Source organism: Microbacterium sp. S1037, assembly GCF_048381605.1.
GTDB classification, from domain to species: Bacteria; Actinomycetota; Actinomycetes; order Actinomycetales; family Microbacteriaceae; genus Microbacterium; species Microbacterium testaceum_B.
Genome location: NZ_JBLWIG010000003.1, coordinates 542,920 through 555,182 on the forward strand (window position 1 = coordinate 542,920; position 12,263 = coordinate 555,182).

General features: G+C 67.2%; 10 protein-coding genes. All 10 read left to right on the plus strand.

Going from position 1 to position 12,263, the window contains the following annotated elements:
• Window positions 1–121: 121 nt before the first annotated feature.
• The 10 genes from ACMW4R_RS17625 (at window position 122) to ACMW4R_RS17670 (ending at window position 12,257) form a co-directional block, all read left to right on the plus strand.
• On the plus strand, window positions 122–862 hold the full coding sequence (locus ACMW4R_RS17625) for a 3-oxoacid CoA-transferase subunit A (protein ID WP_058628935.1): 741 nt from the start codon (window positions 122–124) through the stop codon (window positions 860–862).
• A gap of 73 nt (window positions 863–935) precedes the next feature.
• On the plus strand, window positions 936–1,574 hold the full coding sequence (locus tag ACMW4R_RS17630; RefSeq protein ID WP_058597446.1) for a 3-oxoacid CoA-transferase subunit B: 639 nt from the start codon (window positions 936–938) through the stop codon (window positions 1,572–1,574).
• 3 nt (window positions 1,575–1,577) lie between these two features.
• The gene (locus tag ACMW4R_RS17635; RefSeq protein ID WP_418300549.1) at window positions 1,578–2,744 is read left to right on the plus strand and encodes a thiolase family protein; all 1,167 of its coding nucleotides are present in this window, start codon (window positions 1,578–1,580) and stop codon (window positions 2,742–2,744) included.
• Between the two features lie 53 nt (window positions 2,745–2,797).
• Window positions 2,798–3,205, plus strand: a complete 408-nt coding sequence (locus tag ACMW4R_RS17640) for a hypothetical protein (protein WP_058628894.1) — start codon at window positions 2,798–2,800, stop codon at window positions 3,203–3,205.
• Entirely contained in the window at window positions 3,181–3,561 is a 381-nt protein-coding gene (locus ACMW4R_RS17645; protein WP_153001284.1) for a hypothetical protein, read from the plus strand. Before ACMW4R_RS17640 ends, ACMW4R_RS17645 begins: the two co-directional genes overlap by 25 nt.
• Before the next feature lie 1,183 nt (window positions 3,562–4,744).
• On the plus strand, window positions 4,745–5,734 hold the full coding sequence (locus tag ACMW4R_RS17650; protein WP_081317430.1) for a LacI family DNA-binding transcriptional regulator: 990 nt from the start codon (window positions 4,745–4,747) through the stop codon (window positions 5,732–5,734).
• 92 nt (window positions 5,735–5,826) lie between these two features.
• Window positions 5,827–8,268, plus strand: coding sequence for a glycoside hydrolase family 32 protein (locus tag ACMW4R_RS17655; RefSeq protein ID WP_418300550.1), 2,442 nt, complete (start codon window positions 5,827–5,829; stop codon window positions 8,266–8,268).
• 186 nt (window positions 8,269–8,454) lie between these two features.
• A complete protein-coding gene (locus ACMW4R_RS17660) occupies window positions 8,455–9,477 on the plus strand; it encodes a LacI family DNA-binding transcriptional regulator (RefSeq protein ID WP_058597400.1) in 1,023 nt (340 codons plus the stop codon).
• A 68-nt stretch (window positions 9,478–9,545) separates the two neighbouring features.
• Window positions 9,546–11,213, plus strand: a complete 1,668-nt coding sequence (locus ACMW4R_RS17665; RefSeq protein WP_058614300.1) for an ABC transporter substrate-binding protein — start codon at window positions 9,546–9,548, stop codon at window positions 11,211–11,213.
• A 66-nt stretch (window positions 11,214–11,279) separates the two neighbouring features.
• Window positions 11,280–12,257 (plus strand): ABC transporter permease, encoded by a 978-nt coding sequence (locus ACMW4R_RS17670; protein ID WP_058597402.1) that lies wholly within the window; start codon window positions 11,280–11,282, stop codon window positions 12,255–12,257.
• Window positions 12,258–12,263: the final 6 nt, after the last annotated feature.

A 12,263-nucleotide genomic window follows, 5' to 3' on the forward strand; every position in this document is an offset into this window, starting at 1 on the left:
CGGATGCCACCGGCCCGCCGGGCGCGCCGGGTTGATGCCGACCCTTGTCGCCGTCGCGCGCGCGTCGTAGAATGTTCGCAAGACGTACGTATGTGCGCAGAGCGAACACATGGGAGCCCGAGTGATCGACAAGACCGTCCCCGACGTCGCGGCGGCCGTCGCCGGTATTCCGGACGGAGCCACCGTGATGATCGGCGGTTTCGGACGAGCCGGACAGCCCGTCGAACTCATCGACGCGCTCATCGCGCAGGGCGCCCGCGACCTCACCGTCGTCAACAACAACGCCGGCAACGGCGACACGGGACTCGCCGCCCTGTTGGCCGCCGGACAGGTGCGCAAGATGATCTGCTCGTTCCCCCGGCAGAGCGACTCGTGGGTGTTCGACCGCCTCTACCGCGCGGGCGAGCTCGAGCTCGAGCTCGTGCCGCAGGGCAACCTCGCCGAGCGCATCCGCGCGGCCGGCGCGGGTATCGGCGCGTTCTTCACACCGACCGGCTTCGGCACGCAGCTCGCCGAGCGCAAAGAGACGCGCCGCATCGACGGGCGCGACTACGTGCTCGAGTACCCCATCCGCGCCGACGTGGCTCTCATCAGTGCACGCGCCGCAGACCGCTGGGGCAACCTCGTCTATCGCGAGACAGCGCGAAACTTCGGACCGATCATGGCCGCCGCGGCGGCGACCACGGTCGTGCAGGTCGACGAGATCGTGCCGCTCGGTTCGCTCGACCCCGAGGGCGTCGTGACGCCGGGACTGTACGTGGACCGCGTCGTCGCGGTCGGGGAGCGCGCGTGGCTGCGAGACGGCGAATTCGTCGGTGGCGTCGACATCGAGGGCCGCGTCCTCTCCGAAGAAGGTGCCTGATGGACGCATCCACCAGTTCCGCACCGGCACGTCGTCGAGCTTGCGCGCACCGCGCGGGAAAGAGAGCAGCACAGTGACCACCCGCATCTCCCGCGCGCAGCTCGCCGCGCGCGTGGCATCCGACATTCCCGAGGGCGCGGTCGTGAACCTCGGCATCGGGGCCCCGACGCTCGTCGCCGATTACCTCCCCGAGGGGCTCGAGATCGTTCTGCACACGGAGAACGGCATGCTCGGCATGGGGCCCGCTCCCGAGCGTGGGCGCATCGACCCCGACCTCATCAACGCGGGCAAGCAGCCCGTCACCGCCCTCGCGGGGGCGGCCTTCTTCCACCACGCCGACTCTTTCGCGATGATGCGCGGCGGGCACCTCGACGTGTGCGTGCTGGGCGCGTTCCAAGTCTCGGCCGGGGGTGACCTCGCGAACTGGTCGACGGGTGAGCCCGGCGCGATTCCGGCGGTCGGCGGGGCGATGGACCTCGCGATCGGCGCGAAGGACGTCTACGTGATGACCGACCTGCTCACGAAGGGCGGCGAGCCCAAGCTCGTGGAGGCGTGCACGTATCCGCTCACGGGCGTCGGCTGCGTCTCGCGCGTCTACACCGACCACGGCGTCTTCGACGTCACGCCCGACGGCTTCCGCGTGCGCGAGCTGTTCGGCGACAACACGCACGCCGAGATCGAGTCGCTGCTCGGCCTGAAACTGGAGGCCTGACTCATGCCCGCATCTTTCGTCTACGACGCCGTCCGCACGCCCTTCGCGCGGCACGGCAAGGCCTTCGCCGACGTGCGCCCCGACGACCTCGCGGCGACGGTCATGGCATCCGTCGTCGAGCGCACGGGTATCAACCCCGCCCGCATCGAAGACGTGATCTTCGGCGACGCCAACCAGGCCGGCGAAGACAACCGCAACGTCGCGCGCTTCGGCGCGCTGCTCGCGGGCTTCCCGTCGTCGGTTCCCGGGACGACGATCAACCGCCTGTGCGGATCGTCCCTGGATGCCGTTATCCAGGGTTCGAGGGCGATCGAGGCCGGCGACGCCGATGTGATCCTCGCCGGCGGTGTCGAGTCGATGACCCGCGCGCCATTCGTGGTCGAGAAGAGCCCGCGGCCCTTCCCGGCGGCGAACCAGACGATGTGGAACACCTCGATCGGCTGGCGCATGACCAACCCGCGCCTGCGCAAGGACTGGACGATCTCGAACGGCGAGAGCGCCGAGAAGCTCGCGGAGATCTACGGCATCTCGCGCGAGGAGCAGGATGCCTTCGCCGCCCGCAGCCACCGCCTGGCGGCTGCCGCGTGGGCCGCCGGGACCTTCGACGACGAGATCGTGCAGGTCGAGGGCCACGCGCTCGCCCGCGACGAAGGGATCCGCGACGACTCGACCGCCGAGGTGCTCGCGGGTCTCCGCCCCGCGTTCCAGAAGGACGGCACGGTCACCGCCGGCAACTCGTCGCCCATCAACGACGGCGCCTCTGCGGTGCTCCTCAGTTCCGAGGGAGCCCTGGATGCCGAACCTCTCGCGCGCATCGCCGGCCGCGCCGCGTTCGGCAACGACCCCGATGTCTTCGGTGTCGCCCCCGTCGAGGCCGCGAACCGCGCGCTCGCCCGCGCGGGCCGTTCGTGGAGCGACGTGTCGTTCGTGGAGCTCAACGAGGCCTTCGCCTCGCAGACCCTCGCGTGCGCGCAGCTGTGGACCGAGCTCGACCCGTCGAAGCTGAATGAGAACGGCGGCGCGATCGCCATCGGTCACCCGCTCGGCGCCTCCGGCGGTCGCATCATCGCCCGCGCCGCCCACGAGCTGAAACGTCGCGGTGGGGGAGTGGCCGTGACCGCGATCTGCATCGGAGTGGGTCAGGGCCTCGCGGTGGTTCTGGAGCGCTGAGCGTCAGAGCTTCCTGCGATGAGCTGCTCCGAGCCCCCTCGTAGACTCCGGGCATGGCCTTTCCCTCGTTCCAGGATGACGCGGCGATCCTGTTGGCGGCGATCGGTAGCAGTCAGCGGTCGACGTCGGTCCGCTCGGTGCTCGGGACCTGGGACATGATCAACGTCGACGTCCCGTCGCGGCAGATGATCGAGTCCGCGGCCGGGGCGCTCCAGCGTGCGGGCCTCGTGGTCATCGACGACGAATGGGGCCTCCGGCCCACTGCCGAGGGAGTGCGTCTTCGGCGCACGCCACGCGGCGTCTCGATGCGAGGGCTCCCAACGGCGATAGGGAAGTTGCTGCCACCTCTGACGCCCGACCCATCCGTCGTGATGCCGCAAGAGATCTATGACTCTGCTCTCGACGACTATCTGCACCCCAAACCTTTGCTTCCGCGGTGGCTGACGGGGCTGTTCCGGTGATGGACTATGCGGATGCCGATGACGGTCACGTCATCGTCAGCTTCGATGTCTCGACGGCGGTTCGCGTCGGTGAGCTCGATCAGTTCAGAACACAGCCAGGGTCCGCGCCTGCGTTCTCGTACCGTCTGGGAACCGTCACCTTCGATGAGTCGAATGCGAAGGCGCGGGCTGACAAGCTGAATGCCGTGATCATGGAGTTCGTGGACCGCCTGCACGGCGTCCCGCCGGCCGTTCTCGACGCTCCCGAGACGTTCGTTCGCCTCTTCATGACCCTTCCCGCCGGAGCCGAGACCCTCCACGCCGAGACGGTGAAACGGCTCGCCGACGTCGGCGCCACGATCTGGATCGACGCGTGACGGATTTTCCCTTGCATCGAGATGTCGCCGCCCCGGAGAGAGAACGACTGAGCTGGGTGCGTCTGGCCATCGCGTGTGCAATCGCGTCCGCGGTCGCGACGGTGCTCATCACCGTGGGGACGATCTTCCTCTATGAAGGTCGCGGGTTCGTCTTCGGGGACGAAGACTGGTCGCCATTGGCATGGTCATACGCTCGGCTGGATACCTACCTCTACGGGATTTGCGTCAATTCTCTGTTCGTGGGTCTTCCCGTGGCCCTCTGCACCTTCCTGATAGCGGTGAGGCTTCGGTCGGCCGGCAGGAGAATTCGCGTCGTGGCCGTCGTGGCGCCGTCCCTTGCGACGCTGATCCCTGCGTGGTGGGCGGCCGCATGGGACGGGCCACCCCTGCTCGCTCTTCTCGTCGGGAGCCTCAGCGCTCTTTTCGGTGCCGGCGTGTTTCTTCTCGCAGCGCACATCGCGGGATACACGCGGACAGAGGGGCGTTCTGATGTCAGGCGGTCGAGAGGAACTGCGCGAAAGAGCATCGACCACGCGCGGCTCTCACGACCCCGGGGGCGTGCAAGGTCGCGGGGGACTGGCCTACGCTGAGCAACCGACCTATCCGAACAACCGTTGGTCTTGGGGTTAGGACAGCACTCATTAGTACTCGAAATTTGTACGGAGCGGCAGCCGCTTTGTTCATTGCTGGACTGTCGGTAGCAGGTCTATCCCAGTACATTCTGCTGCACGATGGAGGTTCGGCCGGAAGGTGCGCACAGTTCGCGATCTTTGCTCTTCCGGCCGGTGCGGACTACATCGACAGCAGCCTCAAGGGATCATTTGAGATCTTCCCTTTGCAGGTGAGGTGTGTAATCGAGTTCACCGATGGCTCGACCGGGGTCGATCTGATCACCGATTGGCTAGGGACCTGGCTCGCTTATGGCCTGATCGCCGCCGGTATGGCTGTGGTTGTGGCCGGAAGCTTGCGCGATCGTCCAAGCAGGTCGGGCGGCACACGGACGTAACCCTGGCACACCTCGACTTGCTCGAGTGCCCGCACAGCTTCTCCGGCTCCGCGCCCGAATCGATCGAGCAGCGTATTTTCGAGGAACCGTTCGCGGAACCGCGGGGCGAGGATGAGTCGGATCGAGCGACGAGCCCGCCTGGCCTCAGCCGCGGACGCCGTCGTGAGAACATGAGGGATGCCTTCACGCCGTGTGTCGATGGACGACATCGCCCGACGCCTGGGGCTCAGTCGAAGCACCGTGTCGTTCGTGATCAACGACCGCAGCGACATCCGCATCGCGGAGGAGACGAAGCGGCGGGTGTGGGAGGCGGTTGCCGAGTTGGGGTACCGACCGCACGCGGCTGCGCGCGCCCTCGCGTCGCAGCGGACCCATCTGCTGGGTCTCGTCACCGACATCGCCAGCAGCCCGTTCGGCGGCGGAATCATCACCGGGGCTCAGCGAGCGGCCTGGGCGCGGGGGCAGGTGCTGCTGATCGTGAGTGTGAGCCCAGACGACTCGGCCGACACGGCGCTCGAGATGCTGCTGGAGCGACGGGTCGAGGGTTTGATCTACGCGACCGCCGGTCACATCGGGGTGAAGCTCCCGACCGCCGCGGCGGAGGTGCCCGTCGTGCTCGTGCACTGCGAGGATCTCGACGGTCACTACCCCTCGATCCTCCCCGACGAGGAGCACGGTGGGTACACGGCGACTCGGCGCCTGCTCGACACCGGGCACCGGCGCATCGGCCTGCTGAACATTGATGCGCCCTACCCCGCTGCTGGTCGCCGCGCGGGCTACGAACGTGCACTGCGCGAAGCGGGTATCGAGGTCGACCCCGCGCTCGTCTCGTCGGGTCCCGCTCACGCCGGGGCCGGGTACGAACTCGCCCGCGCCATGCTGGAGCTCCCGGACCGTCCGACCGCGCTCTTCTGTGGAACGGATCGCATGGCCATGGGCGCATTCGATGCGATTCGTGAGGCGTCTTTGCGTATCCCCGAAGATGTCGCGGTCGTCGGTTTCGACGATCAGGAGATCGTCGCCGCCTACCTGCGACCGGCGTTGACGACCATCGCGCTCCCGTTCGAGGAGATGGGCGCGGCGGCCGTGGAGATCCTCAACGGCGACGTCGCGGAGTTCAGCGGCGCGACGATGCCCGGGTGGCTCGTCGAACGCGATTCGGCGTGATCGCCCGGATCTCTTGTCCGAGGGGGCGGGGAGCGCTACGTTAACTCGCGTTAGTAACGCGCGTTAGCGAATGGAGCCTCGTGAACACAACAATGAAGTTGCGCGCCCTCGCGGCGGGAGCGGCGACGCTGATCACCGCACCCGTCCTCACGGGTATCGGAGTGACGGCGGCGCACGCCGACAACCCCGACGCAGAGCAGTATCGTCCGCAGTATCATTTCTCGGTCCCCGACCACTGGAAGAACGACCCCATCCGACCGGTCTATCTCGACGGCGAGTACAACTACTACTACCTGTACGACGTCGACTACAACGGCGTCTCGACGCAGACGGCGTGGCGGCATGCGACGACGACCGACCAGATCGTCTACCACGACGAGGGGATCGCCATCCCGGAGGACACCACCTTCGGCTCGCCGATGGCCGGTTCGATCGTCGTCGACACCGACAACACGGCGGGTTTCGGGGCAGGGGCCCTCGTGGCGCTCGTCTCCGTCGACGAAGGACCGACGAACGCGACCGATCAATGGGTGTACTACTCCACGGACGGCGGCGACACCTTCGTGCCGTACTCGACGACCACGCCCGCGATCGCGAACCCCGGACCCGGACTCCATGAGTTCCGCGACCCCAAGATCGAGTGGGACGAAGCCAACGACCAGTGGGTCGCCCTCGTCGCGGAGCCGCTGAGCGGCATCGGCTTCTACACCTCGTCCGATCTGAAGAATTGGACCTTCGAGTCGTTCTTCCCGGCCCCGAGCGGGATCACGTTCACCGAGTGCCCGGACTTCTTTCAGATGAGAGCCGACGACGGCACGTTGCAATGGGTCGTCGGAGCGAGCACCGGCGGCGACATGCACACCTTCGCGTATTGGCCGGGAGAGTGGGATGGCAGCACCTTCACCCCCGACACGACGGTGCCGAAGTGGTTGGACTATGGTGACGACTTCTACGCCGCTGTCACCTACCCCGACGAGGCCTCCGCAGACCGGAGCACGCGGTTCCTCAAGGGGTGGGTCAACTACTGGAGCCACCCGAACACGGCGAGCAGCTGGACCGTGGACGGCTTCACCGGCACCGATGCCATCACCCGGGAACTCCGGCTGAAGGCGACGGGCGACACCTATCGCCTCGTCTCGAATCCCGTCGCCGCTCTCGACGACTACGCCACGCGCACCTGGGAGCTGGGCGACATCGCCGTCGACGGGGAGCGCGATCTCGGTTACCACGGCACCTCGTACCGACTCGACACGACGGTGTCGTGGGCCGATCTCGACAACGTCGCGATCAAGCTGCGACGCTCACCCGACGGGACGCGCGACTTCACCGTCGGCAAGTTCGACGACTTCATCTACGTCGACGCGAATGATCCGACGATGTACCGGGAATCGCACGCGCCGTTCGACCCGCAAGCCACGACCGTCCAGTTGAGCATCCTGGTCGACACCACCACCGTGGAGGTGTTCGTCAACGGCGGAGAGCAGGCGCTGACCATGAAGTCGAACCTCGATCCGACCGACACCGGTCTGCAGTTCTTCACCCAGGGCGGTGCCGCGACGTTCGGCGACGTCACGATCACCGAGTTCGCGAACGTGAACGGGCAGGCGGAAGGAGGAACGGTGTTCCAAGACTTCGACAGCGGCTACGACGGATGGGCCACCAGCGGTAGCGCCTTCGGTTCGGCGCCGGCGGCGGGGACCCTTGCGGCGCAGCAGCCGGTGACCGGGTGGCGGGGGACGGGTCTCGTCAACAGCTACCTCGGTGGAGATGCGTCCACGGGAACACTGACATCGCCGACGTTCACCGTCTCGAGCCCGTACGTGAGCTTCCTCGTCGGCGGGGGCGATCATCCGACGCCGTCCGAGGTCTTCGCCGACTTCGAGGGGAGTGGCTGGGGGCCGGGGTGGACGGCCACGGGCAGCTTCGCCGGTCAGGGGCCGACGGTCTCGAGCCTGACGAACCAGGCGGGGGCGAAGGTAGCTGACACCTTCGTCAACGGCGGCGACGCGGCCACGGGGACCATCACCTCGCCCGAGTTCACAATCACCCGTGACTACCTCACCTTCCGGATCGCCGGGGGAGACTTCCCCTGGCCGGCCGTGGGGAACGCCTCCGTCCGATTGGTCATCGACGGTCAGGTGTACTTCAGCGCCACCGGCGACGGCACCCCGACACTGCGCGACGTCGCTTGGGATGTGCACTCGCTGAGGGGCAAGACGGCGCATCTCGAGATCGTCGACGAGTCGACTTCGACAGCGTTCGGCCACATCATGGTCGATCAGGTGATGTGGGGGAACACCCCCGATGCCGTCGTGGGGGAGGCGGACACCCCGACCGCGGTGAATCTGAAGGTCGGTGGGGCCACCGTCCGCACCGTGACCGGTACCGATGCGGAGCGGCTGCACTGGGAGTCGTGGGACGTCGCCGACTTCATCGGCCAGACCGCCCAGATCGAGGTGGTCGATCAGAGCACCGCGGGGTGGGGGCACGTGAACGTGGACGAGATCACGTTCTCGGATCGGCCGCTCGGCTGAGCGTTCGCGCAGGAGTCACCCGTCCCGTCGGCTGACGGCGCGCACCGGACCCGCCGGAGATCCTCCGGCGGGTCCGTCGTGTGAGGCGTCGCGGAACATCGGTGTTGACGACGGCTACTTACGCGCGTTAGCATCATCGAAACATCGCACTAACGCGGGTTAGTAACCTCGAAGAACGAAGACATCATGTCGAAGAAGACACCGCAGACACGCGCTGTGACGATGCAGGACGTGGCCCGCCACGCGGGCGTATCCCGCACCGCCGTATCGCTCGTGCTCAACGATCGCTTCGACGTGACGTTGGCGTCCGACACCCGCGAGCGGGTCATGAGCTCGGCGACGGAACTCGGCTACCGCCCCAACGCCGGCGCCCGGGCCCTCGCCCAGCAGCGCAGCGACTGGTACGGCCTCGTCACCGAGATCGTCACGGCACCGTTCGCGGTCGATGTGATCAAGGGTGCTCAAGATCGGGCGATGACCGACGACAAGTACCTGCTCATCGCCTCGACGGAGTCTGATCCGGCCGCCGAGACGACCGCGATCGAACGGCTCCTGGAGCAGCGCGTGGAGGGCCTGATCTACGCGGCGACGTGGCATCGCGGCGTCTCGGTTCCCGATATCGCGAGCGAGGTCCCCACCGTGCTGGTGAACTGCTTCGACCGCGACGGACGGTTCCCCTCGGTCGTGCCCGACGAGCGCGCCGGCGGATATCGGGCGACTGCCCGCTTGCTCCGCGCCGGTCACCGACGCATCGGGTTCATCAACCTCGACCCCGGGATCCCGGCGGCCATCGGCCGCCGCCAGGGGTATCTCGCGGCTCTGGCCGACGCGGGGATCCCGGCTGACGAGCAGTGGCAGGTCACCGGCCACGCCACGGCCGACAGCGGGTTCGCGGCGGCCGAGGTGCTCCTCGATCTCGCCGATCCGCCGAGCGCGATCTTCTGCGCGAACGACCGGATGGCCATGGGAGCGTACGACGCCATCAAAGAACGGGGACTCCGCATCCCCGACGACATCGCCGTCATCGGCTTCGACAACCAGGAACTCATCGCGGGGTACCTGAGGCCGGCGCTGACGACGGTTGCGTTGCCCTTCGAACAGATGGGCGCACGGGGCGTGGACATCCTCGCCGCCATCACCGCGGGAGAGCCGACCGTCACGAAAAGAGTGACGGTCGACTGCCCGCTCCTCGAACGCTCGTCGGTGTGACGGGACATCCCCGACGAGCAGGATTCTTCGGCTTCAACGCGGAAGAGAAGAAAGGAACAGCACCAATCATGGCACTACACCGGAGAAAGACGGCCCTCTTCGCCGCCGTCGCGGCAGCGGGAGCTCTTCTGCTGTCGGGCTGCACCGCGGGTGGCGGCCAGTCGGCCGCCGACCTCGACGGCACGCAGCTGCTGACGATCCCTCGCGAGGACATGGGCACGTTCGATCAGAACTTCAACCCGTTCTCGAACCCCGACTTCCCGATGACGCAGGTCGCGATCTACGAGTCGATGCTCGTGTTCAACCCCGCCGACGGCACGACGACGCCGTGGCTCGCGACCGACTGGGAGGCGGCCGACGACGGCAGTGGCCTCACCTTCCACCTGCGCGAGGGCGTGCAGTGGTCGGACGGTGAACCCCTCGTCGCTCAGGACGTGGTGACGAGCTTCGCGCTGCAGAAGGAGATTCGCGGAGGATTCGACTACGTCGAGACGGTGACCGCCATCGACGACCTCACCGTCGAGTTCGACTTCAACACGCCCTTCTCGCCCGCCCTGCTCGATGTCGGGCAGCAGATCATCGCACCCGCGCACATCTGGGCCGAACAGAGCGACGCCGCGAAGTTCACGAACCCCGACCCGGTCGGAACGGGGCCGTACACCGAGGTGACGAACTTCCAGGCGCAGTCGTTCGACCTGCTGAAGAACCCCCATTACTGGCAGCCCGACAAGCAGAAGATCGAAGGTGTACGGATGCTGGCGTTCGCCGGCAACGACGGTGCCAATCTGGCCGCCGCGAACGGCGACGTCGACTGGGCACCGCAGTTCATCCCCAATATCGAGCAGGCGTACGTCGCGAAGGACCCGGAGCACCGCTTCTTCTGGTTTCCCACGACCGGCTCGATGATCAGCTGGCAGTTCAACACGACGAAGGCGCCCTTCGACAACCCCGATGTGCGCAAGGCCCTGTCGATGGCCGTGGACCGCGACCAGGTCACCTCGATCGGCATGCAGGGGTACACCATTCCCGCCGACTGCACCGGATTGTCGGGGGCGTACGACGCCTGGCGCGACAGCGACGTCGTGGACTCGTGCACCTGGACGAAGCGCGACCTGGACGCGGCGGGCGAGCTTCTGGATGCCGCCGGCATCACCCGCGGCGCGGATGGCACGCGCGTGCTTCCCGACGGCTCGCCGTTCGCCTTCGACTTCTCGGTCGGGTCGACCTCGAGCGACTGGGTGTCGGTCGGCAACGTCATCTCGCAGAACCTCGCCGAGCTGGGCGTGACGGTGACCGTCGCGGCTCGGGACTGGGCCGAGGTCAGCGCGAGCTACGAGAACGGCACGTTCGACTCCGGCATCGTGTGGAGCAACAACGCGCCGACGCCGTACCAGTTCTACCGGGGTGTCATGTCCACCGAGACGGTCAAGCCGGTGGGCGAGCAGACGTTCGAGAACTACCACCGGTACGGCAGCGCCGAGGCGGACGCTCTTCTCGCGCAGTTCGCGGCGACCTCTGACGAGGAGCAGCAGCGCTCGATCATGAATGAACTTCAGGCGCTGTTCGCCGAGGACATCCCGGTCGTCACGCTTTTCCCCGGTCCGGAGTTCGGCGCGGCCACCACGGCGCGCTTCACCGGCTGGCCGAATGCCGACAATCCGTACGCCAGCCTCGGGGCGGTGCGCGCCCGCAGCGCGGTGCTGATCCTCACCACTCTCGAGCCCGTCACGGGCTGATGACCGGACCGCTGCGCCGCCCGCACGGGCGGGCGGTGCAGCGGCACCTCACGAGGAGAAACGATCATGGGCTACATCCTTCGGCGCCTGGGCTTCTACCTGGTCGCCTTCTGGGTCTCTCTCACCCTGAACTTCCTGCTGCCGCGGCTCATGCCCGGCGACCCCGTGACCCGCATGGTCGCGCGACTGCAGGGCGCCATCCGTCCCGACCAGATCGAGGCGCTGCGGAGCTCGTTCGGTCTGGACGATGCGCCGCTCTGGGAGCAGTACTTCCGCTACATCGGACAGATCCTGTCCGGCGACTTCGGTTTTTCGATCTCGCGCTTCCCGACCCCGGTCACCGATGTGATCTCCGCGCAGATCGGATGGACGCTCCTGCTGGGTCTGACGTCGCTGCTGATCGCGGTCGTGATCGGCAACCTGCTCGGCATCGTCGCGGCGTGGCGCCGAGGCGGGGCCGTGGACTCCGTCCTTCCGCCGGTCCTCATCTTCATCGGCTCCTTCCCGTACTTCTGGCTCGCGATGGGTTTGCTCTACCTGTTCGGAGTCACCCTGGGGTGGTTGCCGCTGCGCCACGCCTTCTCGGTCGGCGCGACGCCGGAGTTCTCGTTCGCCTTCCTCGGTGATGTCGCGGTCCACCTGTTCCTGCCGGCCGCCTCGATCGTGCTCGTCTCGATCGGCGGCTGGATGCTCGGGATGCGAAACACGATGATCTCGACCAACGCCGAGGACTACATCACGATGGCGGAGGCCAAGGGGCTGCGTCGCAACCGGATCATGTTCGCCTACGCGGCCCGCAACGCGATGCTGCCGTCGGTGACCGCGTTCGGGATGTCGCTCGGGTTCATCGTCGGCGGGGCGCTGCTGACCGAGGTCGTCTTCGCCTATCCGGGCGTCGGCTACCAGTTGCTGTCGGCGGTGCAGAACCTCGACTACCCCCTCATGCAGGGCCTGTTCCTCACGATCACCACCGCCGTGCTGATCGCCAACTTCCTCGTGGACATCGTGTACGTGCGGCTCGACCCGCGCGTGCGCGTGAGCTGATCGGAG

Coding starts and splice junctions, on each gene's coding strand:
- ACMW4R_RS17655 (WP_418300550.1), top strand. CDS start 5,827: ATGAAGTTGCGCGCCCTCGCGGCGGGAGCGGCGACGCTGATCACCGCA.
- ACMW4R_RS17650 (WP_081317430.1), top strand. CDS start 4,745: ATGCCTTCACGCCGTGTGTCGATGGACGACATCGCCCGACGCCTGGGG.
- ACMW4R_RS17640 (WP_058628894.1), top strand. CDS start 2,798: ATGGCCTTTCCCTCGTTCCAGGATGACGCGGCGATCCTGTTGGCGGCG.
- ACMW4R_RS17660 (WP_058597400.1), top strand. CDS start 8,455: ATGTCGAAGAAGACACCGCAGACACGCGCTGTGACGATGCAGGACGTG.
- ACMW4R_RS17635 (WP_418300549.1), top strand. CDS start 1,578: ATGCCCGCATCTTTCGTCTACGACGCCGTCCGCACGCCCTTCGCGCGG.
- ACMW4R_RS17665 (WP_058614300.1), top strand. CDS start 9,546: ATGGCACTACACCGGAGAAAGACGGCCCTCTTCGCCGCCGTCGCGGCA.
- ACMW4R_RS17670 (WP_058597402.1), top strand. CDS start 11,280: ATGGGCTACATCCTTCGGCGCCTGGGCTTCTACCTGGTCGCCTTCTGG.